Consider the following 16,418-nt stretch of genomic DNA (forward strand, 5'->3'; position numbering starts at 1 on the left):
TCAAAATCGGCAAATTTTGGCAAATTTCACTGTTCCACAATGCCCATTACTCCCGTTCTCCCGCTCATCTTTAATCTACAATACTTTGAAACAGCCCTGCTCCGGTGGAGGGGAGGGGAACAATTGATAATTTATGTACGATAATTGATTTTATTTTTTATTTTTGGAGATGTCTATTAGCTATGAAAGTAAGGGAGTAGGGAGTAGGCAGTAGAGAAGAAATTGAAAAAGTAAGAAAGTAGAGAGTAGCTAGTTAACGATCTAAGTACAAAAATTGGGATAATTTATTTTCTGCTATTCCCTTACAGCGGTTTTCATTTGGGTAGACCACAGTAGGGACGTTCCATGGAACGTCCCTACTGGGTTTTGCTTATGGCGATGTGGTTCATCAATTTGAAAAGCGCTGTAGGCAACAGCTCATCTAGCAACAGGCAATAGAGAATAGGGAATATAGGAATGAGTGCTTAGGTATTTACAATGTCCAGCTCAAAGTGCAGTAAGCGAAAAGGTATACAAAAAATAATGTGTAATATTATGTTCGGTTGAACAGTTATAAATAAACTACTCAGAATTCAGAATTCAGAATTTCCTAGGTCATGCTACGCAAACAGAATTCAGGAGGGAAGAAAGAAGAAAAGAAGGAGAAAGTTTTTTATCACTAATTATCCGAACATGATATAAAGCCTCTCCTTTTAAGGAGAAAAAAAGCGGTCGAGGGATGGCAAGGAGACCTCGCCATATCCAATCGACCAAGAGAAGAAATCAGATTTCCTTATATTCAATTCCGTAACGGTTTTAGCCAGAGGTAATTAGGGCTTGCTGATTAAATATCAAAGCATTTACTGATATTGGTATTGGCCTTTTTAGGGTAGAAAAAAGTGCGCCTGTTTTAGTCTAAAACGCTTAAAAAGTTAGTATTTTAGGCGCATAGTTGGGCAAGACAATCTTTGGAAAATTCTTACTTCTACCCCCTATAAATTCCCCGTTCCTCCTGTCTCCCCCTCCTGGGAGCAGGGCTATTTCAAAGTATCGCAAGTTAACGATGAGCGGGAGAATAGGAGTAATGGGGATCAAAGAATCGCAAAATTTACCAAAATTGGCTGATTTTGAGCGCCAATAACGTCCCTTTTGCTCTGACTAAAATGGTGAAAAGTCAATTTAATCATAAATTAAAAGCCTCTATCCCCGTGTCTGGTGTGTCTCCGTGTCCCCGTGTCTATTGAGAATGAAACAGCCCTGCCCTCCACCGGAGGGGCGAGGGGTGGGTTGTCTCCTACCCTCACTCATAATACTTTTTCAGCAAACCCTAATTATTAATTATTAATTATCAATTGATGAACCTACCCCAGCATTTTGTACCCACAGAACAAATAGGTGTCTGTAATTGCACCAACATCTCCTGGAAATATGAACACTCCTAAGTCTTGAGTTCCAGAATTACAGAGTGCTTCAAAGTCAATTTCCAACACACCATGGAAAAGGTTTGGCCACTTAGCATCGGCTACACAGGCAATGCTATGCACATCGCAGTCGCATTTTTCCTCCTTGATTTTACCCATGCGCTGTCCTACCCAAAACTCAACAATGTGGTGTGCGCTAGGATCGGCTCCAGGAGCTTCAAAAAAGATTTCTAGCCGTTGGACACCTATCCTTTTGTTTCCAGTCAAATACGGGAACATATCCCGACTAAGCCGAATCCCCAATTGCTTGTTGCCTGCAACATTAGACGCAGTGCCAACAAATGAATGCCAGGCTTCCGGAAGCTCACGCTTCACATCAAAGAAACGCACACCTGCACCAGGCAGATTTTGCTGTGCACATTCGTTAGCTGCTTGGCGAAGATTTTCTCCACCTTCGCGAGCCATGAAGTTCAGGTGCAGTACTACATCACTTAGGGTTTCCATGTCGAAATGGTTGTTTTCTAAGGGCAGTTCTATCCGCCAGCGACTCACTGCACCAGAAAATTCAAATGGCAGATAGCGTTCATCGCGGAAGTTGAGTTCAAACATCCCGGAGTCATTTTGTCCAGTGGAAGTGGCGATCGCTTCTGTTGCTGCATACATGGATACAATGCGTGGATCGTCAGGCATTGCCGGATAGCCATTTTTCCAGCTTTCGTTGTCACAACAGGTATGAGGTGGCTCTATCAGGCGTGGCTCTACGCGAGTCTTACTACTCAGCAAAGTCAGGCGACAGTGAACTCCGGTGTATGGTCCCACCACACAAGGAATTGTCATTGTTACGTTTTTAATTCGTCGCATATAATGACCTGGATAGTCAAGATCGAACAACCATTCAGGAATTTCAATCTCGCAATAGCCTGTAGTTTTTAGTTGCAGGAAGGCGCTCGGAAAGTGCAACCGTAGAGAAATATGTTTGGTTAGCTCATACTCACGAACGTTTTCATCATAGTAAGCCTTTTCCATGTGGCGGAGGGCTAATTGTAGCCGCTCGCCAGATAGGAGTCCTTCGTGAAGGTTGTTCCAAATCTCTGCTGGAATGAACTGTCGGGCAGTGTGTCCTCGTTCAAAGTTGAAGGCACGTTGGGCTTGTCGGGCGCATTGCAATGCCAATTCATACATTTGATAATGCATTGCTGCAGTTTCTTGCTGCATCCAGAGATAGAGTGCATGGTTAGTAAACTTGTCGCGCAGGAAGTCGTTTACTTCTGTAGCATTTTCCATTTGCTGCTGGTGGTTATTCAATTCGTGCATGGCAATATCACGCCGTCGTTCGGCAGCAAGAATTTGACGTTCAACTTGCTCAACTTCGATAGTGAGTACGTCTACTTGATGCTCCCATTCTTCTTCACGACGTTCCCAGCCAGCTTTTGTTAGTCCAAGGGAAGCAACTGTGCTGGTAATGTCTGCTACTGTATTAGAGATGGTGCTAGCTGCCGCAAAAATCATGCTCAACTTCTCCCCAGGTGGAAGTTTAACAAAATTGCTAGGGAAGCCTACATAAGGATCGGGAGTCATATTCATTGTCTGACGAATTGCTTGGGAAATATTGCCAGCAGCCCTAAGTGCATTAGAAGTAATAGTTAGGGGTTCGTACTGTGATTCTCCAGCGTTCAAGCCATTAATAATCAGATTTTGATAGTACTGCAAGCGCGTTTGAGTAATTTCCTTGGTCTTTCGCAGAGCTTGTACTTGCCAGTCTGCCTCTCGCCATTGATTTTGTCGAACTTCTAACCCTAGATTAAGCAACTGCCGCTCGTGCATAGCACGCATAGTGGACAGATACTCACCATCACCTTTTTCATAGGCAGCCAGCAAAGCACCGCCAAAGCCTTGCACATCCCTTGCCATTTCCAGTGCTTTTTGAACTAAGGTCATGAAACGATAGGAACTTTGAGGCAAGCACCAGTCCCCTTCATCAGCACAAATTTCACGGGTGGTTTTCCAGGATTCCCGAATGTCGTTATTGCCAAAATAAGGCATATTTAGGTTCGGACGACTGTTTGTCAAACGCTCTGCGTTCAGGCAGGTATGAATTAATGCCAGACGATCGCTGACGCTGGTATAGAGGCACATCAGTCGTGAATTGATAGGGGCACATTCAGGTTTAAAGGTAGCAACCGTTGATACTTCTAACCCTTGGTCTTTTGTCAACACAGTAATCGGGGTAGTTCCCAGAATTTTAGTCGCCGTGTCAAAAATTAAGCGGGCTTGTTGGAATGCCTCTGGCGTGTTTTTGCGCATCAGGGCATCACCCCATTGCATAAGGGTATCCAGGTAGTGCAGCATAATTGCCCGTTCCTTCACCTTGGCATCGGAAACTTCGTCACTGGGACAGCAACATTCTTCGGTTTGTGAAATAACTACTGCTTCGCTCGGCGCTGTTACTGGAATCTCGGTGCCTTCATCTGGGCAAATATGCCAGGTATTATCACTCAGCAATGGGTTGTACACCAGTTCGTACCATTTCAAGGCTGCCTCAAAGTGGCAATGTGCCCGCAAATGACCTGCCACTGTGATGGCTGAACTGAACATTGAAGGCGGTAATAATGGTGCACCCGGATCGAACCAAGCAAAGAAGGGAAATGCTGTTAAACCGCCCACGGGAGTTGAAGCTGGTGGAGTCACTACTTGCGGTACAACAACAGCTTCATCAAGAGCAAGGTCATAACGGAAACCCGATGGTGGTGGAGGTGTATAGCCAACAGGAACTTCACCACCAGTCACCTCAAAGTTAAGGGAGTCGCCACTACGTCCTGCAAATTTCAATTCTGGTGTAGCACCTCCGCTAATACGGACTCCTTCATAAGATTGTCGAGGTTGCTGGAATTCACCATTATAAAAGCGACACCAACGCAGATGCACCATTGGTTTTGACTTCCAGTATAATAAGCCAGGTAGTTTTTCGGCACGATGCCAATCAGTCTGAGGATTATCTGCGGTCGCCCCCCATTCAGCTATTTGTTCTATGGCATCTTCTTTGGCATCGTATTCTTTGGCATCGTAGTATCGGCTTTCTTCAATCCAGAAGTAATATTCATCTATGATCGCCGGATGCACATTATCGCAGACATTACAGCAGTCAGAGGATTCCGAGACACCACACTTTGGTTCAAAAGTTGTAGTTGCTGGTGGTATACTTGCTGCTGCTACCCTGATAAATTTTGTGCCCAACCGGACAGCTGCTTGCAGCCACATTGGTAAATCAGCAATGTTGGATTGTTGGCGGTTAGGAAGGGAAATAAGGATGGGTTCATTAGGTCGTTCGTTTGACAGTTCATTGGGTTGGTTACCAGAGGGTTGTTCCTGAGCGGAAATATTTAAGGGAGTCAACAAGTTCGGGCGCGCCTGGCGATCGGATGTACCCATCAAGCTTAGTCCATCCCTTGCCTGATCGAGAGGTTGGATGGTTGCAGGTTCGCGGTGTTGGAGGAGAGTAATTCCTGGATGGGTAGGTGGGCGTAAATTGTTCCAATAAGTCATTCCTCCAGGTACTGGCATGGTTAGGGCAGCGCGACGCAGTTCAGATTCTAAAAATTGGAATGCTTCTGTTTGCTTCGCTGCTTGCAATTCGTCCCATTCTACCCAGTTTTCCCGATAAATGAGTCGCCGTTGGCAGGCTTCCCAATCGCGGAAGGTGGTAAAGTGCCGCTCCCAAACTAGAATAAAGTCTGGCGAGACCGCGAACTCAGGTTCCAGTCCTAATCGAGCCCGTTGGATAAACAGATGAATAGCACTGACAGCTTCCTCAATACGACTGGCTTTTTGGCACAGCCCCACTTCCACATCTTGCAATAGCAGTTCGCTCAGGTGTTTGGCTTCGGTGGCAAACCCACCCCAGGGAAGAGGAACACGGTTCATGTGGGTTAGGTAAGCCACCAATGCTGCACGTCCCCGTAGTCGAAGCCCGTCATTTAAGTGTTTAACTTCTTTGTAGCGACGTGGTTCACCGTTTTCAATGCAGCCATTACGATAAAACTGAGTTAGGTTTGCGTTACCGGATTCGGTCGTCCCAAAAGCAGTTTCTAGTGCGGAGGGGTCATTAGATGCCCAGATATCGGGGCGAGCCTCGCGAATGTCCTGTGGATAAAAACGTTTCAATAATACACGAATCCACTTCTCTGACTGCCAAACCCGTACAGCCCAACGATCATCTTCTAAATCGGTAGATGTAACCAGATAATCCAGATAATATTGCAGCACTAAGGTGTTGTGCCGTAGATCAATACCCAGGTGGCGCACTAAATTAGCAGGATGATCTGGGTGTAGTTCTGCTGATTCGTGGAACAGTAGCCATGCTGGTTGTTCTGGGGCGCGTTTAGTTTCGCGACGCATCACTGTATAGTCAAACAGTCGTTCCCACCAATCGAACATAGCCTGCTGACGTTGAGGGGTAGGAGCCACGCGCTGGTCTTGTGCTATCGGTGGCATGAAATAATTGTCGAGTACAGGTAAGAAGTTGGGATCGAAGTTGGCTTTGTGGGTTACAAATGAGTCACCACTACGGTAGTATGACTGTCCAGCAAAGTTAACAGGATGTGCAAGCATATAGCCTAGTTCCGATCGCCCATCATCAGAAATTGGTTGTGCGGAGAGATGGAGGCGACTGACAAACAGCATAGCTTTGAACGCACGCTGGTAGGTACGCCGAATGTCGCGCACGGAACTGCTGTAATGGATGTTCAGAAAATTCTGCGCTTGCACTGCATCAGGCAACTGAATACCATTTAGTAAAGTTGCGTTTTTCTGCTCTTGGAACAGTTTATCATAGGGAATAGCCAACCAATCTGCGCCAGCATCCGGTCCGTTATACTTGAGTTGAAACCCAGTTGTCTGAGGACAAACATCTTCAGGTCCATCAAAGAAGAACGGTTTGCGCTCCAGCTCGATTTTTAACTCATAAAACCCCTTTTTCAAAGTGATAGGAGTTGAACAAGCAGGTGGAGCTTCTTCGTGAGGCCAGTCATGGGCGAGTAACACCCAGGTTTTCTGACCGCGTTTCAGAATTATGCGCCAACGGTGGGATTGATCCACGTTGTCAAAGTCAGGTACTTCTCCTGCTGGAGTGGGGGCACCAGCACTAAATCCATACTTACCTTCCTGTTCAATCAGCAATAATCCCTGCCACTTAAGGGTGAAAGGTTCAGCACCGCCTAACATGGAGCCATCTGTATTTGCCATCGCAAATCCATTGCGCACGGCTGCAAAACGCAATTGCTCTGGTGAGAAGGTGAAATCCATTGAAGGTAGGATCGTGGGAATCGGAGCATTCCAGGCGTTTTCTTCCCTACCGAAAGCATCCACGCCACCGCGTAATTCCCGCCAGCGAATGGTTTGGAATGAATCAAAGTATTCCGCAACCATTCCGGTTCCAGTTAGTCCTAACAAGGCAGCAAATGCTCCCCCATTAGGTTGTGGCTGCAAGGTGATAGCAGGTGTTTGACCGTTGTCATTTTCCCAGGAGGCGGTTGCCAAATTCTCGTCAGCCCACAGATTTTTCAGCAACAGTTTTGCTAAATCTGTGCTTTCTGGATTTGGACTGCAGGTGGCATCAACGACGTGGACTGCTAAATGCTCGGCAACGATCTGGCAACGTTGGTAAAAGCGATCGAACTCTTGCTGGAACCACTTCCAACGAACCATTTCATCCGATTCCTGAATTAAACGTTCTTCCGCTTCCCCAAAGTTGTTAAAGAGAAAAGCAAAATGTGCCAAGTCTACACGGGGTAGAAAGTAGAGATCGCGCACAGCACTTTGCTCAGATGGAGACAGTTGACGGATACGGCTGAGTTTAGCCAACACAGCTTCATCGGTGAGGGGAATTTGTGTCCACAATTCCTCCGCAGTCTCATCGTAACGGAATGGTCCTTCTGGTGGTGTATTCCACATTAAAGTGGGAGTTGGCAGTGGTAGCGAAACTCGGTATTGTCGCTGTGCAGTGCTAACTGCAATACCGCTACCCGATAATACCGATGGGAAGAAATGCTGTCCTAGTGAAAGCCAAGTATTATTAACAGCAGGGGGAACAAAGCCAAACTCTTCTCGGAGGACAGTTTCCATCCGCTGCCAGCTCCACTGTTCTGCCGATTCAGCGCTCACCTCAACCGCCATCAGTTTTCTCCGTAAAGCCCAGAGTGAATTCTGGTCTTGATCGTCCGGCAAACCCAGTGGTGAGTCTTTTGCTTCGTTGACTGTTTGCAAGGGAAAGGGATCGTCACCTTGTAAATGTTCCTCATTGGTGAACAGGAACAGCAGCTCACCAACTTGAAATTCGGAAGCATAAATTTTTGCCAATATTTCGGCAAAACGTAGGGTATGAGTTGGTTTAGCATCCCAGGTATCGGTGGGGGTGTTGGGGTCAAAACCTGCCAATGCTGACAGAGGATTCAGGTTTTGCCTCAGCAGTTTGATAAACTCTGGCTCCCGGCAACCACAGTGAAGGGTATTGATGGCATATTGCTGGATTTGGTAAAGTAAGTGTTCTACTGCCCAGTTCCCCTTGGTTGCCCCTGGAACCCAAAATGATAGTAAGTGGAGTCGTTCAGCACCAGTCGCACCAGGAGCAGGCAATGTGCCGTCAGTCAGGGACAGTTGAAAATCATCGCGGAACATTTGGAAGGCAACCAACTGTCGGATAAAATCTGGATTGACGTTTCCACCTTCAAACAAACCAAGTACGTTACAGATATCACTGAGTTCTGTAAATGTGTATCCAGCGTTTGGTACTGCCTGCAATTTCTGCCACAGGCGGATAAAAATTGCCAACCGTGTGAGAGCTTCTAGAGGGTTTTCAGGGTCATCAAATTCGATGATGTACTTGTCTAAACAGCAAGGTTCGCACTCTGGAAATCCTTCTTCTCGATGATTTTTTAAGCTAAATCTTACAAACTCAGATTTCCATAACTCGATAAACTCACAATAACTCAGGCAAGTACGCTTCAGGAATTCGGATACATGGGCAACAATCTCAGTCCATGATGTCTCATCTTCCAATTCCGTAACAAACCCATATATGGTGTGTAATAGAATATTTACCCTGTCTTCCTCCCCAGTAGTGACTGGGGATAAAATATTGTATTCTTCAGGCGTTATTTTGAGGTACTCGATCGCTGTTTCAATCCGAACTGGATAGCGCCACAGATGACTTTGAAATTCGGCAGTTTCATTGGTGGGATCGAGTACAAATTCGGTAATCTCCTTGCGGAAGCGACGCATGGTAGCAAATCGACTTGTGCCTAATTGCTCTAAATAAGTGCGTGCCACATCTAACGGCTGTGAATAGGGAAGCAGGCAAGAGGAGAAATCGTTCTTTAATTTATCGTAGGCAGTTTGTTCGGCAGTGGGTACAGCAGGTGTCGAGTGTTCGGGTAATACCTCGACAAGTATCTCTGGTTTGTGTTGGAAAGCGCCATCAGGACTGGAGGTTGAAGTTAATTTATGACCTCCTACCATGTCGCTAGCGGTGTTATGAATCATCCCAGAAGTGGCATCGTTAGCAACCATGTGTTCCAACGATTCATTAACCTGATCGATTAGGGGTAACGGTACTTCCAAATTAGCTTTGGTTGCTAACAGTTCGCCCAAAGGTCCCCGACGCTCTGCTATCAGAGTCGCTAAAGTTTGATTGGCATTTTCCGGTAACGGGTTATCGCAGGTAGATTCTGGAGATACCTTTAGTAATTCATGGAGGTATGCGACTGGCCCCAGTGGAGATAAATGAGCAGGGGGGATACAATTGACTAGGGAACCATCTGGGTTGACAGATTTAAACTCAGCCGTTCTCGTTTCATCCGGTACAAAAAACAATTGAGCATTATCCCAAATAGTTTGAGCGTAGTCGTAAGCTACTGAACCGACTAAAGCTTCCTTAAAGTCTTGAAATGAAAATCCTTCAATCCTCTCAGCATTTATAAAACCTCGCGCCCACAGAGCTTCCATGACTGAGAATTGGATTTCGGGCGGTGCAATCCCATTTGTCAGATTAACGACACCCTGAATGCAGGTTAACCACTCAATGAATTGCTGTTGTGTTTTTGGATCGCCAGGGAAAATGCCATTCAAAGTATTTGCCAGAACGGTTGCATCCCATCCACTGAACGAGAACCCACCTGGATAATTAGCCAACAATAGGTCTAATGGATTACCAGGTGAACGACTGAGCAGAGGAACTGCATCACTCGTTGGCGCAGGGGGAGAAGCGAATACATTAGCAACATCAAAAAACTTACGCAGGTGCCGAAGGAAAGCTTGAGTGCGGTCTTCAGTTGTACCGGGTTTGGTAAATTCAGGAAGCAGTGCTGAGTCCAGATTCAGCAAAGCCTCCCAATGTTCGTTATTTTTCGCAGCCAGCTCGTTCACATTAGTAACAGCCGCACCAAAGTTAGGAATAGGAGGGGGAGGAATAGGAGGAGCTTTGATGGCATCTACTAAGGGTGCATGATCTTTGGTAATGGCGCAAAGGACTAAATCTAAATGCCCAGTAGTATTCTCTGGAGATAGTGCCCCCCAAAAGGCATTGATATCGGCCCCATCGAAACCCAACCAATCGCTGACAAGTCCATCTACCGGAGTATCTGGAGTAATAACACACTCTGGTATGCCAATTTCGCTGGCAGAACCCAAAGCTCGCAGTCGTCGCGCTGCCTGGAAACGATTTACTCCGGCTGGTTCAGTCAGTGTCCGATTATCGATCGCAGCCTCAATATTGTTGATAATTTCTTCTTCGGCATCTACTGCTACCATCTTGAAACGCTGTTCTCGGTTTACCTGCGGTGGCAGAATAGCTGTGAGGGCATAAAAGTAGTCTGCCGGAACCTCAAAAGCTGGATCAAAAGCAGTTCTTGAAGCTTTGAGAATGACTTTTGCTTCTCCTTTAGGAGGGTTGGTTAATACCGGAAAATGGTATCCCACTTGTGTAGCTAGTGTGCTTTTTTCTTCGCACCAAATAGCTGCCGATAGCGAGAATATAAAGTTCGTGAGGCGATCAGCTTCAAGATTGTGGGTAGTGTAGTATGTGAGTATATCGCCCTCAAAAATTACGCGATCGCGTTCATCATCACTATTGGCAGCTTGGGGACCAGTGTAGATTGCCTCTAAGGAGCGTTTTGGTACTGGAAGTGGGTAAGCCTCGCGGTCCCAAATAATTTCATAGGCAATGTGACGGCACTGTTCGATGGTCAGATTAGTAATGTTTGCCTGGTTGCCAGGGTCAGCATTCAGCACATTCTCTACTTCTGTTCTTAGAGTAGTAAAATTCGGTGCTGCGCCATCCTCTGGCAAGATATCAATCGGACTACTTTGATTAGAGGAGGTCGGACTACTTTGATTAGAGGAGGGTAGAGCCAAATGTAGGCTTGTTTCTGGATATGTTGTAAACAGATTAGGAGAAATCGGCAACGCACCTGCTCGGACTGGAATATTATAATACACCTGATTGTGTACAATATCATTGCCATTGCGGGCGATCGCTAAACGCACATCGGCAGTGCGGTACTCTTGACCTCCTGGAGGATCGGGGATTTCAATAACAGCAGTGGCTATGGCGAAAAACTCCCTCACAGCATTAGGTGGCGTACCATTAATTTCAAAGTGCTGGACTATGCGAGTGTTGGGGTTAGGTACAGGAGCAGGATCTGGAGAGGGGGATGGGGGTAAAGTTGGTGCGATATAATTAGCGGTGCCAAAAGCAGCTCCGCTACCATCTGGATCGTTGAATGATATTTCGTGGGCTGTAATGGATAGCCCATTCAGGTAATTGGTAAATTCATCAGCAGTGACTGGTTCAACTGGGTGTAAGCGAATGATTAGTAGGGATGGCATTACAGAATCTCCTTTAGTAAATAGTGGTAATGTTTGGAATGTTTTGGTGTTGGGTTAGCAAGAGCGTAACCCAAGCTATTGGAGTGACACACTTAATTTAGTGCAAAATTGTATGCTCAGTTAGATGGCTAAATTTTAGACTGTGAAAGGTATTTGACAATCTGTTGTAATATTATGTCCGGATAATTAGTGATAAAAAAAGCTTGCTCCTCCTTATATAGCAGTTTTTAGTAAGGGTGAAATACATCAATTATCGATCCCCCTAAATCCCCCTTAAAAAGGGGGACTTCCAGTTCCCCCCTTCTCAAGGGGGGTTAGGGGGGATCTCCTGATTCGTGACTTTTTCCTAATTTATTTATACCTGTTCATCCGGACATGATATAACGCACCATTTTAGCTGTGTCAATCCACTACAAGATCGGCGATCGCAACTAAGTGATCATCCGAACACGATATAAGTTTTTCATTTCAGATTTTGGGGTAAATTTCATAATTCTCCTTTGATTGCAAGAGACGTAGGTTGGGTTGAGGGACGAAACCCAACAGTAGTAAGCTTTTGTTGGGTTTCCCTCCGGGAAGCTCCGCTAATATCATGTTTGGATAAACACTAACTATAAAGTCATTGCGACTGGAACGGAGTGGAAGGAAGCAATCTCAAGGGTTTGAGGTATTTCTTCCATCTATATCCTAATCATAACTATTCAACCGAACATGATATAACACTGCTGTTCAACCCAACCTACAGTTTTAGCTGTGTCAGTCTACTACTACAAGATCGGCAATCGCACTAAGTGATTATCCGAACACGATATAAGTTTTTCATTTCAGATTTTGGGGTAAATTTCATAATTCTCCTTTGAGTTTTTAGGTGCTTTAAGTGATTTTTGAGGTATTGAGAATGTTGGGTTTATCCTAACGGATAAGCTGGCGCTAACGTTGCCTCAGCCTAACCTACAAAATCGGGATAGATCAGTTATACACCGAAGTAATTTAAGGAACCGCATAGCCTGTATATTGGCGTAATTCAGGTTCTCGAAAGCCAAGAACAATTTGCTCAGGGAGGATGCCAGCTTCTTCTAAATCCAGAGCAATTCCAGCTTCGGTGTTATCTAGCTGAATCCAAACTTTGTCATTAATAATATCGACATGAACAATGCAGGTATATACATATTGTTGTCCTTGCCAACCAACGTTAACCAATAGGTAGTGATTATTCTTAAGGTCAAAGATGGTTTGGGTCTTTAGATCCAGATTGGCATAGGGAATTGCGGCATAATCTGTGAGAACTTTTTGAATAATGGTTTGTTGGCGTTCTAGGGAATCCATCGTGATATGACCTCCTGAGTAGGGTTGAAGACAATAAGTTTCAGCCTTTTCTTACGTAGTAATACTTGCCCAATTGGTTCTTCAAATAGATTAGAGAATACTAGATCCTTGATAGCAAGATATAGCTCTCTATCTGGCTCAAGGTCTTCTAGGACATCGTAGTAAAGTGTGTACTGTCCTAGAGCCTTTTCGAGATCGTCAATATCAGAGCGACCAATAAAGCTTTTTATTTCTACAGCAATTTTTTGTTCTGCTCTAGCTGCACCAATAAGCTGCTCTGCACCAAGGTCAATGAAGAGTTCTTTCTTGCCAATTTCCAACTTCAATGGATCGTGGGTAATTGTCCACCCATCTTTAAGTAGAGCAGTCTTCACGGTATCGTGGTAAATGTCTTTTTTAGGCATAGACTTCTCTATTGTAAAAATGAGCAGAAATGTTAATTTTCCTGTCAGTTAATAACTCTCGTTTTTCAGGAGAAAGAGCTTGGATGACATTGGCTAAAGATTCAATAAGCTGAATATTCATGAATTTATCCTTTAAGGTATATAGTTCTATCTCGTTAATTTTCTTTCGTATTTTGGGTTTGAGTTTGGTTAGCATTGTATTAATAAATAGTGGTAAAGTTTGGGATGTTTTGGTGTTGGGTTACGCTATCGCTAACCCAACCTACGAGATCGGCGGTCTCACTTTATATTGGTCGTTTATTTGCTGTGAGACGAATAATTTCTGAGATACACAACCAGTTGGTTAAACTTGTCTTTCTCTCCTTCTGGGAAATTCCTCGTTGCGTCTTGAAATTGCCCAACTAGCTCCTCGAAGTTCGGGTTACCTGCCAAGTGCGCCAAAATAACGGCATGCATAGCTCCTGAAGGAAACTGAGTACTATCGAAGCCGATCAACGATTTAGAATTCACTCCTGCTTCCACAGAATAAATATCACAATGTTTATCAAAGAATGGAATAATCCTTTCTATGATAATTTTCGATAGCTTCTCCAGTGCCGTTAGAATTTCTGTTTCTGTGGATATCTTGTATTCTTTAACTTGACCTTCGGTGAAATAATCAAGTTGGGTCAAAGTTGTTGTGCTCAAAGCCTGATAGTTAGATAGAGAACCCGAAAAGAGGTGGAAAATCTGTTCGACAGCATCTAATCGTATGGCCATGGTCAGCGAAAAAATGAACTCAGGTCGGTAGTCTATAATTGAAATGCTGATATGCTGGTGGCCTCCCGTAAAAGACCGAACAAAGCATTCTCGGCTTTTTTTCAAACGAAAGCCCTTATTGCTAAGTACTTCATTTAGTTTGCTGTAAATCAAGTCTCTAACTTCTTTCTTTTTCATCTATTTACTCTTTTGGGTTTTACTCAAAGTTACGAACTACTATTCCTTTGGGCGAATTGACGTGAATCTGAACGTTAGGATTAACAGTGATTGGAAGACCAAGCTCTAGCCCTGCCTTCTCTGCATTTGCACCCCTTGGAGTTACCGTTACAGGTTGTCCACTAGAGATCCACGGATAGGCTTCCCTCTGATTTGGAGTTAATGTATTTCTTAAGTTGGTAGTTGGGTTTGCGAGGTCAGTCGCTTCACTAAATTTAGCATCAACAAGTTGGTAATTTCGATTCTTATCTCGAAAGATATTGTCAATTCGTATCGTGGTTGTTTGCCCATTCGGTCCAGTTACATCTAAAGTAACTTGGCTGCCGATCTGAGTTCCGGGATTTTGAGCGGCTAGATTTTCTGTCACTTGGGCTTCGTGCTGCCGCCATGTCTTGGCTGTCGGCTGATTTCTCGGAGTCGCCTCAGCATTTTGTCCATTCTGTCTTGAGGAGTTAGAAGATGGGGAGTTAGAAGATGGGGAGTTAGAAGATTGACGAGGACGAGAAGGTGTTTCTGGTGAGGGGTTTCTTGTTGGTGCAGCTTGTCTACCAGAACTAACCGTTTCAGTGACTCGTTCTGTTTGTCTTACTGTCTCAGTGGCTCGCTCTGCCTGCCTTACATTTCTTGCGGCATCGGTCACTCGATCTACTTGTCTAACAGTTTGAACAGCATCAACAGCCGTATCAGCAGCTCTATATGCTTTAATTCCTGCTCCTGCACCTCCTGGGACTCCAGGAACTGCTAAAGCTACAGCATCTAATACAATTCCAGCCCCATCAAGAATAGCTGCACCAACATTACCTTCTCGGACATTCTGAACGAAGGATACTACACCTGCACCAAGACTTATAACATCCCAAGCCGATTCAATAAATTCTCCATAGGAATCCCAAAACCGTATTGGATTGTTCGCTACATAAACATACAAGTTAGGTCCGTCTTCTAACTCTGATGGATCGCAACTCAGCCACCTACATAGCCATGATGCATAGTATCTTGCACCATAATAATACAAACCACTTTCGCTATCTCTCTCCTTGCCAGAGTATCGATAGCGCTTTAAGGGAACTTCGCGATCCCTTGGGACTGATTGGTAGGCCGTTCCTCCAAAAGAATAATATTCCTCATAGCTCAGAATTCTTGCCGTTTTGTCAAGTTCTAAGGAAGCAGAACCAAGATGGTTGTTAAGCTGATATCGCAGAAACTGGGCAGGCGAACCATCATTGCCTCGTGTACGAGTTTCCAGTAATGCAATACGTTTTTGCTCATCCACAAGATGCAGTGATTCCCTTTCTAGAGAAATAACATGACCATTCCCATCATATTCCCGATAAACTTCAAAATCTCCCAAATAAATTCGTTCCTTCATCCGAGCAGGAGTAAGCTCCTCACCAGCCTGCCGTTCAGTCACTTTGCGAATCCGCTGACCGTTGGCATCGTAGACATAGTAGGTAATCTCTGGTGTTCCACCATCATTCCGAACCTGTCTTGCGGTTGCCTGTAAGCGATCCTGATAATCCCACTGCATTAAAGGCAAATGGGGCATCCGGGTCATATTGCCATGCTCGTCATACTCATAGGTCGCACTATAAGGTCCCTGGGGATTATCTCCTGGCAAACTCGTGCTACTTAGCCTATTACTAACCTTATCTGGCTCAATTAAACTAGCCTCATCATAAGCATAGTGGCGCGTCCAAGTCCCACTCATAGCCTGATGCACCATCTCAAGAATATTGCCTACCGAGTCATAGTCATAGCGCTCAGTGTAGTTCCCCATGGCATTGCCATCATGGGGATGAGCTAAATTCGTCCGAAACACATCATCATGGTCAGTCTGACGCGGTGGACTCAGATTTCCACCCGTTTGACCCAAATGTTCTCTTCCCGTCGCCTTAATCAGACGATACAGCGCATCATACTCATAGCTGGAACTCGGTTCGACCCGCTGATTGCGGAAAAATATCGTATTTTGGATATCCGCATGATCAAAAATATGGGTGATATTGCCCACTGGATCGTAGGTATAACTCAGATCCTGAACACTCTGATTCTCGTTCTCCCCAAACTCAGGCCGAATCGTCAGCAATCGCGCCAACCGAAACGTCTCTCGGTCATACTCATACCTGGTTGTAGCCTGATTGCCATACTCAATCAACACCCGCTGCCCCTTGGCGTTGTAGTCAATATTGACCACCGCATTCATATCAGCCGTATCCGGGTCGAGCAAATCATTGGGAGCATTGGCCTGTCGTAACCACACATTCACCTGCTCCAGCAAATTCGCCTCGTTATACCTTGGCTGAATCACATTGGGGCGAGTGGCATTGTTATGAGGCGTCACCATCATCACCGGACGGTTTAGTCCATCGTACTGGGTGCGACTGGTAAAAACTTCCGGCTCCAGTTGATTGCAGGCCGCATTGATAATGGCCTA

The 16,418-nt window shown here is 45.1% G+C and carries 6 protein-coding genes; all 6 read right to left on the reverse strand.

Annotated features, from left to right (window positions below; genetic code table 11):
• Positions 1 to 1,340: 1,340 nt before the first annotated feature.
• The 6 genes from F6K54_RS11710 to F6K54_RS11735 all read right to left on the reverse strand — a co-directional run bounded on the left by F6K54_RS11710 (position 1,341) and on the right by F6K54_RS11735 (position 16,331).
• Positions 1,341 to 11,279, reverse strand: coding sequence for a neuraminidase-like domain-containing protein (locus F6K54_RS11710; RefSeq protein WP_293077618.1), 9,939 nt, complete (start codon positions 11,277 to 11,279; stop codon positions 1,341 to 1,343).
• 990 nt (positions 11,280 to 12,269) lie between these two features.
• Positions 12,270 to 12,605 carry a XisI protein gene (locus tag F6K54_RS11715; protein WP_293077620.1) on the reverse strand — a complete coding sequence of 112 codons (336 nt, stop codon included), beginning with the start codon at positions 12,603 to 12,605 and terminating at the stop codon, positions 12,270 to 12,272.
• The gene (locus F6K54_RS11720) at positions 12,593 to 13,009 is read right to left on the reverse strand and encodes a XisH family protein (RefSeq protein WP_293077622.1); all 417 of its coding nucleotides are present in this window, start codon (positions 13,007 to 13,009) and stop codon (positions 12,593 to 12,595) included. The genes F6K54_RS11715 and F6K54_RS11720 overlap by 13 nt, the downstream gene beginning before the upstream one ends.
• Entirely contained in the window at positions 13,002 to 13,130 is a 129-nt protein-coding gene (locus F6K54_RS11725; RefSeq protein WP_293077624.1) for a hypothetical protein, read from the reverse strand. Before F6K54_RS11725 ends, F6K54_RS11720 begins: the two co-directional genes overlap by 8 nt.
• 176 nt (positions 13,131 to 13,306) lie before the next feature.
• Positions 13,307 to 13,945 (reverse strand): hypothetical protein, encoded by a 639-nt coding sequence (locus tag F6K54_RS11730; protein ID WP_293077626.1) that lies wholly within the window; start codon positions 13,943 to 13,945, stop codon positions 13,307 to 13,309.
• A 19-nt stretch (positions 13,946 to 13,964) separates the two neighbouring features.
• The gene (locus F6K54_RS11735; protein ID WP_293077628.1) at positions 13,965 to 16,331 is read right to left on the reverse strand and encodes an RHS repeat domain-containing protein; all 2,367 of its coding nucleotides are present in this window, start codon (positions 16,329 to 16,331) and stop codon (positions 13,965 to 13,967) included.
• Positions 16,332 to 16,418: the final 87 nt, after the last annotated feature.

This window comes from Okeania sp. SIO3B5 (assembly GCF_010692555.1).
In the GTDB taxonomy this organism is placed as follows: Bacteria; Cyanobacteriota; Cyanobacteriia; order Cyanobacteriales; family Microcoleaceae; genus Okeania.